General features: G+C 60.0%; 14 protein-coding genes. 8 read left to right on the forward strand and 6 right to left on the reverse strand.

What is annotated here, in order from left to right; all coding sequences use genetic code 11:
- Positions 1-24: 24 nt before the first annotated feature.
- From C5J24_RS20870 to C5J24_RS20880, 3 genes are all read right to left on the reverse strand, one after another.
- Positions 25-654, reverse strand: coding sequence for a hypothetical protein (locus tag C5J24_RS20870; protein WP_105420622.1), 630 nt, complete (start codon positions 652-654; stop codon positions 25-27).
- Positions 655-791: 137 nt separating this feature from the next.
- Positions 792-1514 carry an AraC family transcriptional regulator gene (locus C5J24_RS20875; RefSeq protein WP_172724081.1) on the reverse strand — a complete coding sequence of 241 codons (723 nt, stop codon included), beginning with the start codon at positions 1512-1514 and terminating at the stop codon, positions 792-794.
- 360 nt (positions 1515-1874) lie between these two features.
- Positions 1875-2762, reverse strand: a complete 888-nt coding sequence (locus tag C5J24_RS20880; RefSeq protein WP_105420626.1) for a LysR family transcriptional regulator — start codon at positions 2760-2762, stop codon at positions 1875-1877.
- Between the two features lie 97 nt (positions 2763-2859).
- Between C5J24_RS20880 and C5J24_RS20885 the strand changes: the two genes are divergently transcribed.
- From C5J24_RS20885 to C5J24_RS20905, 5 genes are all read left to right on the forward strand, one after another.
- Entirely contained in the window at positions 2860-4092 is a 1233-nt protein-coding gene (locus tag C5J24_RS20885) for an MFS transporter (RefSeq protein WP_245437475.1), read from the forward strand.
- 61 nt (positions 4093-4153) lie between these two features.
- Positions 4154-5263, forward strand: a complete 1110-nt coding sequence (locus tag C5J24_RS20890) for an alpha/beta hydrolase (protein ID WP_105420630.1) — start codon at positions 4154-4156, stop codon at positions 5261-5263.
- Between the two features lie 216 nt (positions 5264-5479).
- Positions 5480-5953 (forward strand): hypothetical protein, encoded by a 474-nt coding sequence (locus C5J24_RS20895; protein WP_245437476.1) that lies wholly within the window; start codon positions 5480-5482, stop codon positions 5951-5953.
- A 30-nt stretch (positions 5954-5983) separates the two neighbouring features.
- The gene (locus C5J24_RS20900; protein ID WP_172724082.1) at positions 5984-6670 is read left to right on the forward strand and encodes a hypothetical protein; all 687 of its coding nucleotides are present in this window, start codon (positions 5984-5986) and stop codon (positions 6668-6670) included.
- Positions 6667-7086, forward strand: a complete 420-nt coding sequence (locus C5J24_RS20905) for a cyclophilin-like fold protein (protein WP_245437477.1) — start codon at positions 6667-6669, stop codon at positions 7084-7086. The genes C5J24_RS20900 and C5J24_RS20905 overlap by 4 nt, the downstream gene beginning before the upstream one ends.
- Positions 7087-7382: 296 nt before the next feature.
- Here the strand turns inward: C5J24_RS20905 and paoC are convergent, their stop codons facing one another.
- From paoC to paoA, 3 genes are read right to left on the reverse strand one after another with little or no spacing between them, the layout of a single operon-like run.
- A complete protein-coding gene (gene paoC / locus C5J24_RS20910; RefSeq protein WP_105420634.1) occupies positions 7383-9581 on the reverse strand; it encodes an aldehyde oxidoreductase molybdenum-binding subunit PaoC in 2199 nt (732 codons plus the stop codon).
- A 3-nt stretch (positions 9582-9584) separates the two neighbouring features.
- Positions 9585-10535: a xanthine dehydrogenase family protein subunit M gene (locus C5J24_RS20915; RefSeq protein ID WP_105420636.1), complete on the reverse strand. Its 951-nt coding sequence runs from the start codon at positions 10533-10535 to the stop codon at positions 9585-9587.
- Complete coding sequence (gene paoA / locus C5J24_RS20920) at positions 10532-11170, reverse strand: aldehyde dehydrogenase iron-sulfur subunit PaoA (protein WP_371674738.1); 639 nt, start codon at positions 11168-11170, stop codon at positions 10532-10534. Before paoA ends, C5J24_RS20915 begins: the two co-directional genes overlap by 4 nt.
- Positions 11171-11565: 395 nt before the next feature.
- Here paoA and C5J24_RS20925 point away from each other — a divergent pair, with 395 nt between their 5' ends.
- The 3 genes from C5J24_RS20925 (at position 11566) to C5J24_RS20935 (ending at position 14306) form a co-directional block, all read left to right on the forward strand.
- Positions 11566-11778, forward strand: coding sequence for a hypothetical protein (locus C5J24_RS20925; RefSeq protein WP_105420638.1), 213 nt, complete (start codon positions 11566-11568; stop codon positions 11776-11778).
- Between the two features lie 269 nt (positions 11779-12047).
- Positions 12048-13322, forward strand: a complete 1275-nt coding sequence (locus C5J24_RS20930; protein WP_105420640.1) for an FAD-dependent oxidoreductase — start codon at positions 12048-12050, stop codon at positions 13320-13322.
- A 78-nt stretch (positions 13323-13400) separates the two neighbouring features.
- Positions 13401-14306, forward strand: a complete 906-nt coding sequence (locus C5J24_RS20935; RefSeq protein WP_105420642.1) for a DMT family transporter — start codon at positions 13401-13403, stop codon at positions 14304-14306.
- Positions 14307-14309 lie beyond the last annotated feature (3 nt).

Here is a 14309-nt window from a genome sequence, read left to right on the forward strand (position 1 = left end):
GTCTATTCCGGTTATCTGAATAGGTCAGAGCATTTTGGGGAAATGCTCGAGGAGATACCGTTGAAAAAAGCCCTCTATGAGGTCTGCGGTGCGGCCATCGAGATTGCCTGCATCTTCCTGCACGGACATTTCTACAGGAAGCCCGTGGTCTCTCAGCCTATGACAGACGCTAAGATTTGCCGGCAGATCGGGGTCCCGGAAATCGCTGATAACAAGGATCGGAGGCCATTCGAAAGGGAGGGTTAAGCCGCTCTTTAAACGTATGGTAAAGGGGAACATCTGCACTGCAGCGATTTCGGTGAGACGCCGTAGAAACCCTTTGGCGCGACCGCTAACCACGATTGCGCCCGGCAAAGGTTCGCCCTTGAATGCGTCGCCGATGAGGTCGGTAAGGGCACCCGGGTCCTCCTGCGATCGGAAGACCACTCCCGCACAGGTAGAGTTGACAGTACGTTCGAGGTCCTGCCAGGCGGCCTTCAATGAAACGGTTTTGTCAGGCGAGTGGCGCGCCACGGGGACGGCACCCGCCCGTCCGCGAACAAAGAACTTGTAGGCTCCGTCATCAGGAACCTCCAAGACCGCGCAATGCGTCTGCACAAAACCTGAAAACGCGCTATTCCGAGTGTCGGATGACAATGCTATTTTGCTGAGCACGATAGACCTCCCCGAAGACTGCTGAAGTCATATCGTGAGGCGATGGGGCGAACTAGCGTCTCGGATGCGCGAAAATGACGCTTTTATATCCGTTTTCATTTCGCGATCAGGGACTCCCGCGATCACTTGAGGCAATATCACGTCGGTTCCCGAGATCGCCTGAACTGGCGGTAGCGGCGCGGAGGCATTCCTCGAAGCTCCCGAAAGGTCTTGTTGAAATTCGACAGGTTCCAGTAACCGACCTCGGCAGCGATTTCCGTCACCGCCAGTTCGCTCCTATCGAGAAGCTCACAAGCCTTGGCCATGCGCAGTTCGCTGAGGTATCTGCTGAACGTGGTCCCGGTGTTCTTCTTGAAGAACCTCGAGAAGGAGGTTTCTGTCATGCCGGCCATTTCAGCAGGCTGATGAAGGCGAACGTCGTTTCTGTAGTTCACGGACATCCACGTGAGGATGTCGCGGAGGACGTGGTTGGTGGAGACATCGATCTGGGGTGCGAAATTCTCCGACGACAGCAACTGCCGCTCGTCGCTCGTCGAAAGAATATGCAGAAGAGCGAAGAACAGTGACAGCCGCTCCAACCCGCACTTGCTTCCGATAGCTTCGACGATCTCCGCCCCCCTGCTTCTTGTTTCTCCCGTGAAGGCCAATCCGCGACAGGCAAGTAACAGGAACTGTTTCAGTTTCGTCAACTCCGGAAACGAGCCTGCCGCTTCCATGATCCTGTCCTCGTCGAACTGAAGGATCACGTCCCGGCTCTCCACCTTCTCGCCCTCCGCGAGCGGCGTCACCCAGTTGTGGGGAAGGCCGCGTCCGATGATGAAAAGATCGCCATCCGTGAACGCGCCTATATGGTCGCCCACGTGGCAAGTGCCTCCAGCATTCTTGACTAGGTGTATCTCGCACTCGGGATGGGCGTTCCACACGCTCCAGGAAAGGGGATAGTCATCCGTTCGCCAGACGAAACACTCGGTTGGTGGCGGAACGATTGGCTCATAAACGGGAGGGCGCTCCTGCCTACGCATCATTGTGAGACTTCTCCTTGAAGAATTAGATGAACCTCTGCGTCGTGACCGGCACCAGACACGACCGCCGGTGTTTCCAGTCGTGCAGTTGGGCTGCAGCATTTCTGCCTGCAATCCATTCATCGGGCGAGCAGGCGGTGTTTTCGTTGCTTCCGTCGGACATCAAGCCTTGAACAGAAATCATCGTTCGGAATGGCCTCAGCCGCGGAGTGCTTCAACAACTACTTTGAACGCCGGCGAATTCTGTCGCCTGCTCGGGTAGTAGAGGTAGTATCCGGGAAACGGCGGCGTCCAGTCATCGAGAATCTGCAGCAATTGTCCGGAAGCGAGTTCCTGCTCAACGAGGTTCTCAGGCACATAGGCGATGCCGTAGCCCTCGACGGCAGCGTCGATCATTGCATAGGAGGTGTTGAACGTCAGTTGTCCGGCAACGCGCACCCGAAGCTCCCGACCATCCTTCTCAAACTCCCAACCGTACAATCCGCCCAACTGCGACTGCCTATGGTTGATACAGTCATGCCCGACCAGATCCTGCGGTGTTTCAGGAACCGAACGGGCCGCGAAATACTTAGGAGACCCGACGGCGATCAGGCGCCAATCAGGCCCTATTCGGACGGCAATCATGTCCTTGTCCACGCTCTCGCCGAGTCGTACGCCTGCGTCGAACTTCTCTTCGACGATGTTCCTGAAACCGTTATCGCTGTTCAGCTCGACCTTGATGTCGGGATAGTCCCGCAGTACCGGCCGCAGTTTCGGCCAGACGACGCTTTGCAATGCATGGTCCGATAGGGTTATCCGTACAGATCCCGACGGCTTGTCCCTGATTTCCATCAGTTCGTCGATCTCGGTTTCGAGTTCTTCAATTCGAGGTGCAAGCGAACGGATGAGCCGCTCACCCGCTTCCGTCGGGACGACGCTGCGGGTGGTCCGGGTCAGGAGGCGCAGTCCCAATCGCGCTTCGAGCTTCTTGATCGTATGACTGATCGTCGACTGCGATGTGCCAAGCTTCGCAGCCGCCTTCGTAAAGCTTCGCTCTTCCGCAACTGCCAGAAACCAAAGCATGTCGTTGAGATCTTCCCGCTTCATGGCCGCCTCATAACATGAAGATTGATATCATTAGCCGATAAGTCCAAGCGAATTGCAATGGCTAATCATCGAACTGAGGCCGGCGTATGTTGCCGCCATGACACAGCAAGCTCTCACACGATCCGACTTTCAGGATGACGACAGGAAACTGGACCCGTTTACAACCGCCAATTCGGCTATCCCGAACCCCGCCTGGGGCGCAGTTGTCTCGATGGCCTTGTGCGTTGCTGTCCTGATCGCATCGGAGTTCATGCCGGTCAGCCTCCTGTCGCCGATCGCCACCGAACTTGGCGTCACGGAAGGCCGCGCCGGCCAGGCGATCTCGGTCTCCGGTATTTTCGCTGTCCTCACGAGTGTCTTCGTGGCCGGTCTGACGCGGCGACTGGATCGGCGGCTGGTCCTCGCATCATTCTCGTTGATCCTGATGCTCTCCGGGACGATCGTCGCCTTTGCTCCGAACTATCTCGTGCTGATGATCGGGCGCGCAATGCTGGGTATCGCCATCGGTGGCTTCTGGTCGATGTCGACGTCGATCGTCATGCGGCTGGTTCCCGAAGACTCTGTACCCAAGGGACTGGCTATGCTGAACGGGGGCAATGCCGTTGCCGCGACAATCTCCGCGCCGCTGGGAAGTCTGCTCGGCAGCTACATCGGGTGGCGAGGCGCCTTCTTTGCGGTCGTTCCGCTCGCCCTTCTGGCGCTCGTCTGGCAGTGGGCCAGCCTGCCGTCTCTACCACCGCGTCGCAACGAAAGGTCGACCAATGTCTTCCGGCTTCTTCTTCGCCCTCAAGTCGCGCTCGGCATGGGATCGATCACGCTCCTGTTCATGGGGCAGTTCGCCTTGTTCACCTATCTGCGGCCATTTCTGGAGACAGTGACAGCCGTGTCGATATCCACGCTTTCCCTGCTGCTCCTGTTGATGGGTCTGGCGGGAGTCGCCGGAACGTACTTTGTCGGCCATCTCCTGCAGAAGCGCCTGTTCAGCATTCTTGTCGCTATCCCACTGATCATGGCCGTGATTGCACTGGGGCTGATCGCACTCGGTTCATCTGCCGCCTTCACCGCCATCCTTCTGATCGGCTGGGGTCTGTTCGGCACGGCCGCACCGGTTGGCTGGGGCACGTGGTTGAGCCGCACCATGCCTGACGACGCGGAGGCTGGAGGTGGGCTTCAGGTCGCAACCATCCAGCTCGCCATTACGCTTGGAGCTTCAACAGGCGGCGTCCTGTTCGACGCCATCGGCTGGTGGACAACCTTCCTGTTCGCCTCATCCCTGTTGGCCGGCTCATCCCTTCTCGCCGCGGCAGCATGGCGTTCGTCACACCGCTGAACATCAATAGCGTACCATCGGGATCACTTTCCATCGCAGTACCACTCAAGGAGACTTGCAGATGACCGTCGCAACAAACCAGGACGACGCACAGACCTCGAACACCGGGATCGACCGCCGCCACCTGCTCAAGATGGCAGGCGCTGGCGCAGCGGCTCTCGGCGCCATGTCCATCTTCGACACCACTTTCGCAAAGGCCCAAGACATGTCCAAAGGCGCATCCAACTTTTATACCGGTGATCGCGTGACCCTGCAGAAGGTCGGGTTCAAGACCCAGTATCAGACCCATGTCGCGGGTAACCTGTTTCTTCCCAAGGACATCAACCAGGCGGTGAAAAATCCGGCAATTATCGTCGGCCACCCCATGGGAGCGGTGAAGGAGCAAAGCGCAAACCTCTTTGCCACCAGAATGGCCGAGCAGGGTTTTGTCGCGATGTCGATCGACCTTCCGTTCTGGGGCGAGAGCGAAGGACAGTCGCGCAACCTCGTATCTCCCGAAGCCTATGCCGAAGCGTTCAGCGCCGGCGTCGACTTCCTCGGTTCGCACGCGTTCGTGGACCGACAGAATATCGGCGCGATAGGGGTCTGCGGTAGCGGCAGCTTTGTTGTCAGCGCCGCCAAGATCGACCCGCGCATCAAGGCAGTCGCCACCGTCAGCATGTACGACATGGGTGCAGCCTTCCGCGACGCACTCAACAAGTCGCAGACGGTCGAACAGCGCAAGCAGTTTATCGCGATGGCCGCCGAACAGCGCTGGGCCGAGTCGGACGGCGCTGACATCCAATATATCGGCGGCACGACGCTTGAACTGACGGCCGACACCGATCCCGTCCAGCGCGAGTTCTACGACTTCTACCGGACGCCGCGTGGCGAGTTCACGCCTGCTGGAGTGGCCCGACAGACGACGACGAAGCCGACTCTGAGCAGCAGCGTCAAGTTCATGAACTTCTATCCTTTCAACGACATCGAGACGATCTCGCCCCGCCCGATGCTGTTCATCTCTGGCGACCAGGCCCATTCGAAGGAATTCAGCCAAGACGCCTACAACCGGGCTTCGGAGCCGAAGGAACTTGTCTGGATCAAGGGTGCCGGCCATGTCGATCTTTATGACCGCGTCGATCTCATCCCCTTCGACAAGCTGAAGGGCTTCTTCGACCAGCACCTCGCCTAAAACCAGGAGCCAGGAAGTCAACTGAGGCTTCTTGGCCCTATCCTCACCTCGTCTCGAGTGATGTCTGTTCGACATTCGGTCGAGACGCGCGGGAAGACTCCAATCCCAAGTTTAGCACTCTGTGCAGCGGCAAACCCAGATCGGCCGCTCTTATAGGCGGCGGACCGAGCAGACGGGCGTGATGCCCTTTCACGATCTAATTAAAGGGTAAAGCCCATGAAAATCTTTCGCTGGTCCGGCTTAGTAGTTGCACCCCTCGCGGTTATCCTGACAGGCTATTTCCTCGTCGAGACCGAGCTATCGCCGACCTCAGCGCTTGCGGCATCCAACTCGGTTACGTTTCCGCCTCTCGAACAGCTCGAGCATTATACGACGGTTCGACGGGGGATCACCCGCGAGCATATGTTGACGAGCCCTGCCGCTCTCTCGGCGCTCAGAACCGGGCAACCTGTTCCGACCGGCAGCCATATGGTTCTCGTCGATTATCAAAGCGACGTTCTGACGCGCTATCTCGTGGCACAGAAGATCGGAGCCGGCGCGGATCAATGGGAATACCAGTGGTTCTGGCCGGATCGGACCGTCAAGGCCGACGAAAATGTCGCCCGTTGCTACTCCTGCCATCGTTCGCGTCAGTCCGAACAATTCATGTTCACGCTGAGCGGCGCCATTTCCGACCGTGATCCGCTTTGACGCCGACGAGGTACTGGAATGCTTCGATTGATGACCGATCGCCTCGTTCTTCCCGCAAGCATGGCGGCGCTGCTTATGCTGGCTCTCGCCTACTGGTGGCTCGACAATGGTCCGCATGAGATCTTTGGAATGGCCATTTTCGGGCTTCTTGGATGGCACCTGACCATGAACAGGCGCTGGTTCTTGAAGCTCCGTAGCGGTCGTTACGATGTTCGTCGCTGGATGGTCGTGGTGATACATGCCTGGCTTGGGATCACCATGGCGGTACTGGTGGTGACCAGCGTGCTGATCTCACGCTCGGTGCTGAGCTTCGCGCAGTTCACCAACAATGTGAGCGTCATAGAGCTTCACTGGTTCTCGGCCTATTGGGTCGCGATAATCGTTGCAATTCATGCCGGCACCCATTGGGCGCGCGTGATGACAGTGGCGGGAACCGTTTTCAGAGTCTCTCCGTCTCGGATCGGAAACGCTAGTTTACGGCTGATCGCTGTGCTGCTCCTGTGCTTTGGCGCCTGGAGCTTTGCGGCTCTCGGCGTGTCGACCAAGCTGATGTTCGGCTACAGTCTGGAATTCTGGGATTTCAGCAGCTCCGTGGCGCCTTTTTTCGCGCACTGGACGGGTGTGATGGCAGGCGTGGTTGTGATTTCACACTACGCGATGCTCTGTCTGAGAGCAGTCAACAAGACGCGTATTCCGGCAACGAAGGGTGAGACATGAAACAGATCATGGGTGCGACTTTTCTCGCAGCTGTTCTAACGCTTAACCGGGGAGGATCCGCCTTGGCGCAGGACCGCATTGTGATTTCATCTGATTGGGGCAACGTCACCGCCGAACTGGCTGACAACGCGGCCGCTCGAGCGCTTGCCGCGATGCTGCCGCTGATGATCGAGATGGACGATCATCTTCGTCAGGAAAAGACAGGCGACCTGCCCACCGCCCTGACAGCCGCTCCCCGTCAGCGAGACTTCTCCGCCGGCACACTCGGTCTTTGGAGTTCGAGCGATTTCGTCATCTACTACCGTGAGGGGCGTGTACCGCAGCCCGGCATCGTGATTTTGGGTCAGATCCAAGGCGACGTCTCGATCTTTGACCGACCCGGCAGACTCACCGTCAAAGTCGAAAAAGCTCACTGAGCTGTTCGCAAAATATTCTGTTACGGCACCCGGCAGCTCCTCAGCAGCCTCGCCGGAGAACGCGACGAAGGAAACAGGTGTTCGATGGTCAGCCTATCGGAGGACCTGATCATGAAGCAGCATCCTGCTGCTACGACGCTTTCCGTTTCGCTTCAGCGCCAGCCCTTGCTGACAATAAGAAATACCCACTCGCTACCCCGTCCATCACGGGGAAAACTGCTTGCCGTATTGTTCGTCCGTCACCTGCTCGAGCCAAATCTCTGGCGGCGGCTCGATAAAGCCGCCGCCTCTCCCACTCAGGCGATTTCAGGAAGACCGTCGATCAGCTTATCGAGGGTGATCGGATAGTGACGTACTCGGACACCCGATGCGTTGTAGATAGCATTGGCAATAGCTGCGGCCACACCGCAGAGACCGAGTTCGCCGACACCTTTCGCCTTCATAGGCGACGACATCGGGTCAGTTTCATCCATGAATATCACTTCCTGATGCGGGATGTCCGCATGCACCGGCACCTCATAGCCTGCCAGGTCGTGATTGACGAAGAAGCCACGACGCGTATCGACCGCCAGTTCCTCCGACAGCGCCCCGCCCGCTCCCATTGTCATGGCACCGATCACCTGGCTGCGTGCGGTGATCGGATTGAGTATCCGACCTGCGGCGCAGACGGCAAGCATGCGGCGGATACGGCTTTCGCCAGTCGCGACATCGACACCGACCTCGACGAAGTGGGCGCCGAAGGTCGATTGCTGATGCGTCTCGGTCAGATCGCCCCACGTCATCGTGTCTTCACCGACAAGCCCCTCCTCGCCTGCTGCTTGCGCAAGTGGAACGGAGCGGTTGCCAGAGCGCACCTCGCCGTTTTGGAACACGACATCAGCGGAGTTGAAGCCAAGCTTCGCCGCAATGGCTTCCCTCAACTTCACGCAGGCGGCATAGACGCCTGATGTCGAAGAGTTCGCCCCAAACTGCCCACCGGAACCGGCAGACACTGGGAAACGCGAATCCCCGAGATGCACTGCTACCTTGTCGAGGGGTAGGCCCAACATTTCGGCCGCCGTCTGGGCGATGATCGTATAGCTGCCGGTACCGATATCCGTCATATCCGTTTCGACCGTGACGACGCCCTCGCGATCCAGTCGTACACGCGCTCCAGACGGCAGGACGAGGTTGTTGCGGAACGCGGCCGCGACACCGTGGCCAATCAACCAGTTCCCGTCGCGGCGAGCGCCTGGCCGGCCTCGACTGTTCCAACCGAAGCGTTCGGCGCCAAGCTTCAGGCAACCGACAAGGTCGCGGTGAGAGAACGGACGCTCCGGCTTTTCGGGATCCACTTGCGTATCGTTGAGGATCCTGAACTGCACTGGATCCATGCCAAGCTTCTCGGCCATCTCGTCGATCGCGATCTCCAGCGCCATCAACCCTGGAGCCTCCCCGGGCGCGCGCATCGCGTTGCCTTCGGGAAGATGCAGTGTCGCAAGCCGCATCGCCGTCATCCGGTTCGCCCCGGCATAAAGCAGACGGGTCTGCGCGACCGCGGTTTCGAGCTGGCCCCCGGGCTGGTCACCCGACCAGCTTTCGTGCGCAATCGCCGTGATCTTTCCGTCACGCTCTGCCCCGATCCTGATCCGCTGGATCGTCGCCGGCCGGTGCGTGGTGTTGTTCATCATGAACGGACGCGGCAAAGCAACCTTGACCGGCCTTTTCGCCGCGCGGGCTCCCAAAACCGCCAAGACGGCATCCGCCCGCAAGAAGAGCTTGCCGCCAAACCCACCGCCGATAAACGGCGACATCAGATGGATCTTTTCCTTGTCGATATCAAGCGTTGTTGCAAGGTCGCTTCGCCACCAGTCGATCATCTGGCTGGAGGTCCATACCGTCACCTCATCACCATTCCATGCCGCGATCGATGCATGCGGCTCCATCATCGCGTGGGATTGGTCCGGCGTTGTGTACGTCTCGTCCAATGTAACCGCGGCGCTTGCAAAAGCGCCGTCGAAATTGCCGACTGCGGTGTCTGGCTGCTGTGATTCATCCGGCTTCTCGGCGGTTTTCATCGCCTCCTTCAGGTCAAAGGCACCAGCCTCCACGGCGTAGTCGACCTTGACCAATGCCGCTGCGGCACGGGCCTGTTCGAAAGTCTCGGCGACCACGACGGCGATCGCCTGATGGTAATGCTGCACCTCGTCACCGCCAAACAGCTTCGCGGTGTTGAATTTCCCCTTCTTGCGGTCGCCGACGCTGAGCGTGGTGACAACAGCGAGGACGCCTGACGCTTGTTGAGCTGCTGCGACGTCCATCGATCTGATCCGGCCCTTGGCAATCGATGCCCCGACCGGATAGCCATAAGCGTAAGGAATGTTGGTGTCATGCCACTCGTAGGCGTATTTCGCTCGGCCCGTGGTCTTCAATTGACCGTCTATACGGTGGATGGGCTGCCCGACCACTTTAAGCTGGTCGATCGGGTTAGTCGTTGCTGGTGTGTCGAACTTCATGGCTCAACCCCTCGCTTCTGCGATCACGGCACCGAGCGTGCGCTCGACCAGATCTATCTTAAACCGGTTCTGCTCCGTCGGCCGCGCATCTGCGAGAAGCGCCGCGGAGGTCGCCTTGGCTCCCTTCGCAAGCTCGGCGTCTGCCGCTTCAAGCCGCCATGGCTTGTGGGCCACCCCGCCGACTGCGACACGCCCGGTACCGTCGGGTTGAATAACCGCACCGATGGAAACAAGAGCAAAGGCATAGGATGCACGGTCGCGAACCTTGCGGTAGATGTGACGTCCGCCGATCGGCGCCGGCAGAACGACGGCGGTTATGAGCTCACCTTGCTCCAGGACGGTTTCGAGATGCGGCGTGTCGCCCGGCAGGCGATGAAACTCCGCGATCGGGATCGCATGACGTCGCCCGCCCGGTTTCACGGTTTCCACGACCGCATCGAGAGCGCGCATGGCGACCGCCATATCGCTCGGGTGTGTCGCGATACACGCATCGCTGACCCCGACAATTCCCAGCTGGCGGCTGAAACCGCCGATAGCCGAACAGCCGCTGCCAGGCTGCCGCTTGTTGCAGGGCTGGTTGGTATCGTAGAAATACGGACAGCGGGTGCGTTGCAGGAGATTACCCGCAGTGGTCGCCTTGTTGCGGAGCTGACCCGAGGCACCTGCCAGCAGGGCGCGGGAAAGCAGCCCGTAGTCGCGGCGAACGATATCATTCGCGGCAAGATCGGTGTTGCGCACCAGAGCGCCGATACGCAGACCGCCCTCCTGCGTCCTTTCGATCGTGTCGAGGCCAAGGCCGTTAACGTCGATCAGATGGGTCGGCACTTCGATCTCGAGCTTCATCAGATCGAGCAGGTTGGTACCGCCGGCAATGAACTTGGCGGTCGGGCTGGATGCGGCCGCCTTGGCCGCGGCCTCGATCGACGATGCGCGTTCGTAGGTGAAGGCTCTCATGCTTTTGTCCCCGCGACTTCCGTGATCGCATCCACGATGTTGGAATAGGCGCCGCATCGACAGATGTTGCCGCTCATGCGCTCGCGAATCTCCGTTACGTTAACCGAAGCCGGCGCGGTAAGGTCGGCCGTCACATGGCTCGGAATATTCGCCTTGATCTCCTCAAGGACGGCCACCGAGGAACAGATCTGCCCAGGTGTACAGTAACCGCATTGGAAACCGTCGTGCTTCACGAAAGCCGCCTGCATCGGGTGGAGCCTACCCGGTTCGCCCAGACCTTCGATGGTGGCGATCTCGTCTCCCTCGTGCATGACGGCAAGCGTCAGACAGGAATTGACGCGACGACCGTCCACCATGACGGTGCAGGCACCACATTGCCCGTGGTCGCAGCCTTTCTTCGTTCCGGTCAGATGGAGATGTTCGCGCAAGGCGTCGAGCAGCGTGGTCCTGTTATCGACGATCAATTCGCGCTGCTCGCCGTTGACAGAAAATGCGACAGAGGTGCTGAGGTTCATCTTACTTCCCGAAGATTGCGCCGCCGCTGCGAGCGGCACGGCGCTGGTCGCCGCGACAGTTGCGGCAGACGAGATAAGTAAGTTCCGGCGGGAGATTTCAAGTTGGGTTGGGTTTTGCATAGCCAGCTCCAGTTCCACAAATGGACATGAGGCGCTACGACCGGCAGCGCAATCTGAAGCTAGTGCGGCGAAAACAGGTGATTAGTACCTGATTCTCGCATGGACCTATCGATGCTGAACATCAATGATCGGTCCCATCCATGGATCTAGCTGAGAGAGAAAACGTATCTTGTACTCTTCCATTCGCAGTCCACGCGCCACACGTCGGTATAATGCAGATTGACCTCGAAGGTAAAACTGCGACCAGCGAAGGTTATCGGCACGGTGTAGCGGCTCTGGCGCTCGACGCGCGAAGTGATGTTTGCCTCGCCAGGCCCAAGCGGGATATCCGGGTGCGGTTGCCATGGCCATCAACCCGTAGGTAAAACCTGGTTAACCGCTCGCGCGACGGGGGAATGGAGGCGGAAGCAAACTTTCTTGCTGGCGTCCTGCTGATCACGAACGAAGCCGCCAACAAGATCGTGCTCGATGGATTGTACCATCAGGCTCAGGGCATCTATGGGGTCAGCAAACCCATGCTGGATTTCCGGTTGCGCGTGAGCGGCGCGCAAACGATCCACCAGCGCCGCATGGGGGCGGCGGGGCGTTCATCGTTGGTAAGCTCCTGATCGTCACCCGAACGATCCGGGCCCAGACTGCCCGCCGCTCGGTCAAAGCCTTCACCCGCTCACCCCCAATTTCCCCGTCGCCTGGCCTCGGCTCGGATAACCCGCGCAGGCCCGCCTCACTTTTTGCGGTTGGCGTCCGTGATGCGAAGACCGTAGTCAGGCATAGGTTCCCGGGAGGGGCACGGATTCCGATCGCCCGCCTACAGCTTCGTAGACGTCCCGAAGCGCTTGCGGTAATGGCAAAGGCAGGAAGATAGTCGGAGAAAAGAATGCCTGAGCGGGATGCCATCGTCGTCGGCGCGGGGTTCACGGGCCTGAGCGCCGCGCTGGAGCTTGTCGAGGCAGGGCTCGATGTGCTGCTGCTCGAGGCGCGCGACAGGGTCGGCGGCAAGGTCGAGTCGGAGACCCTGCCGGACGGTACCCGCGTCGATACCGGCGGGCAGTTTTTCTGCCGCGACATGGCCAAGCTGATGGCCCTCATCGAGGAACACGGCAAGACGCCGGTCATGACCCACTATGATGGGGAGCCCATCTACCGGCCGCCGGTCCCGCCGCAGCAGGGTTTCGCGCGCTGGCAGGGGGTCGATGCGCTCCGCGACCGGATGATCGCCACCGATCCGGACGATCGGGATCTCGCGAAACTGACGGTCGCCGATTGGGTGGCCCTGCAGGAAGACGTGCCAGCCGATGTGAAGAAAAGCTTCCTGCGGCTGATCAAGGGCCTCTGGTGCCGTGCGCCGGAGGAGGTCGCCTTCACCTGGCTCGCCTCCAACGACCGGCGCATCACCAATACCTATTCCGAAATGGAAATGTTCCTGCCCAGCACGTTGCATGCGCTGGCCGACCAGCTGGCGGCCAGGCTCGGCAATCGGCTGCGCCTCGGCACGGCCGTGACAGGCATCGAATATTCCAACATTGGCGCCACCGTCATCGCCGGTGCTCAACGGTTCTCGGCGAAACGCGTCATCCTGGCGCTGCCGCCGGTGATGGTCCGCCGACTTCCGTTTTCGCCTGCTCTCCCCGACCGGCTGCAGAAGGCGCTTTCCGCCTGGGCGCCCGGCCTTTCGATCAAGCTGCAGGTCAGCTACGGCAAGCCCTTCTGGCGCGAGCGGGGGCTTTCCGGCGCCGTCATGTGGCACGAACCCCAGGGCCTCTATGCCTGCGACGCCAGCCACGACGATTATGCCGGCCTCATCGTCTTCGTCGGCGGCCCGGAAGCGCAGCAATGGCACGGGCGGTCGCGCGAGGAGCTCACCACTTTCATCCGCGAGCAGCTATGCGCAGCCTTCGGCTCCGAAGGCGGCAATCCGCACGACATCCATGTCCGGGACTGGGTCGACGATCCCTGGAGCGGCGGCGCCTATAGCGACGTCATCATCGATCTCGACGCCCGTCATGCCGAAGAGAACATCAACGAAGGCGTTTCGCCGGTCCATTTCGCGTCGTCGGAGCTCTCCCCGTCCTATCCGGGTTATGTCGAAGGCGCGATCGTTGCAGGCAGGCTGGCGGCGGCGCGGGTCATTAGCGTATTGCAGGGCGGCTGACGCTTCGATCAGCATTTCTCATCCATCGCTCACGCTTTTTCGTTGGCATTCGCCGGCACCGCTCGACATGATCCACCGATGATAAGAAAACAGTCCCTCGATACGTTCGCCGTGACGGCTATGGTCGTGCTCTGCAGCCTCTGGGCTCTGCAGCAGATCGCCATCAAGGCGATCATTCCGGAAGTGCCGCCGTTCTGGCAGTCGGCGATACGTTCGATCGGCGCCACGATCGTGATCGCGGGCTGGTTCCGGCATGCGGGGCTGAAGTGGACGCCCGGCCTTTTCTGGCCCGGCCTTCTGGTCGGCGCGCTGTTTTCGGTGGAATTCGGACTGCTTTATCTATCGCTCGGGTACACCGATGCGGCGCGGGCGGCACTGCTTCTCTATACGGCGCCGTTCGTGGTGGCGGTCGGCGCGCATTTCCTGATGCCGGGCGAACGGCTGTCGCTCGCGGGCTGGATCGGCATCGTCATAGCCTTCGCAGGCACTGGCCTGGTACTGCAGGCTTCGGTATCGGTCGATAGCAGCAAGTTTCTCGGAGACGCCTGCGCGCTGGCGGCCGGCATCCTGTGGGGGCTGACAACGCTTGCGATCCGCCGCAGCGGCCTGGCTCAGGCACCAGCCTCTCAGACACTGCTTTACCAGCTCGCAGTGTCCGGTGTGCTGCTGACTGCCGCCGCCATCGTCTTCGAAGGTGCGCTTCCTGTTCCGCACTCCCTCCTCGCCTGGTCTTCGCTCGCTTACCAGACAGTGGTTGTCGCAGCACTCTCGTTTCTCGCCTGGTTCGCACTGATCGCCCGCTATTCGGCGACGAAACTGTCGGTCTTCACCTTCCTGACCCCGCTGCTCGCGGCACTTGCCGGCATCCTGCTGCTCAAAGAGCGCATCGACGCGCATCACATCATCGCACTCGTGTGCATCGTTGCCGGAATCATTGTCGTCAATATCTACGGCCACAGCCGCACATCCGCCGAAGCCTCTTGAAAA

Origin of the sequence: Neorhizobium sp. T25_27 (assembly GCF_002968565.1) — a bacterium.
GTDB classification, from domain to species: domain Bacteria; phylum Pseudomonadota; class Alphaproteobacteria; order Rhizobiales; family Rhizobiaceae; genus Neorhizobium; species Neorhizobium tomejilense.